Raw genomic sequence first — 636 nt, 5'->3', positions numbered from 1 at the left:
ACCATCACTGCTAGTAAAAGGCTCATTGGAATAATCAAAATAGGGGTCGCCTGTTGCTTCATCAACGGGAAATGGTTTTATGGAAACCTCCAGCTCCTTAAGCTCTTTACTTGCCTCAAGCCAATCGTTACCCTCCATCCTCGTATTAGGATTGGGAGGATCGTATCCGAGTCCATCGAGTCCCTTATCCTCATCATAGACTCTCCAACTTTCCGTGGTCTTTGAGTCGGGTTGTTCCTGCGTTTCATCTCCCGCATTCCCGTTGCCGTTGGAAGGCGAGTCATCCGTGTCTGAATCTCCGCCCCTTGAGCCTGAGCCAGGATTTGGAAGCCTTCCAGAGCAAGAGCTTTGCAACTTGCTTCTGGTTCTGGGAATATTTCTTTCCCATCTTCTGCGTCATCAGGGAGTTCTGGCAAGCTTGCGAGATTTTCAGGTGATCGGTTGATGCATTTGCGTGCCTGAATTTCACCTCTGGCGCCGCACTTGGGGGAACAACAAAAACTCCGTGGAAGTTTGGAATGTTCTCATGTGAAGCATGGAGAATTAAGAGAATAAATCTTCTCTCCTTAGAAGAGAAACCTGGCTTTTTGGGTGCAGGTTCGAGGGGAGAAGGGATGGGGGTTAATACTCGAATAG

Annotated in this window: 1 protein-coding gene; it reads right to left on the bottom strand. The window is 48.4% G+C overall.

The features are described 5' to 3' along the window. Window positions 1-354: hypothetical protein (locus tag S1OALGB6SA_RS06180; protein WP_148084035.1), on the bottom strand; the 354-nt coding region annotated here is incomplete at its 3' end. Window positions 355-636: the final 282 nt, after the last annotated feature.

The sequence above is a fragment of the Olavius algarvensis spirochete endosymbiont genome (assembly GCA_900608495.1).
Taxonomy (GTDB): domain Bacteria; phylum Spirochaetota; class Spirochaetia; order DSM-2461; family DSM-2461; genus UBA2779.
Note: the sequence above shows the minus strand (reverse complement) of the source record. Positions and strands in the feature narration are given on the sequence as shown.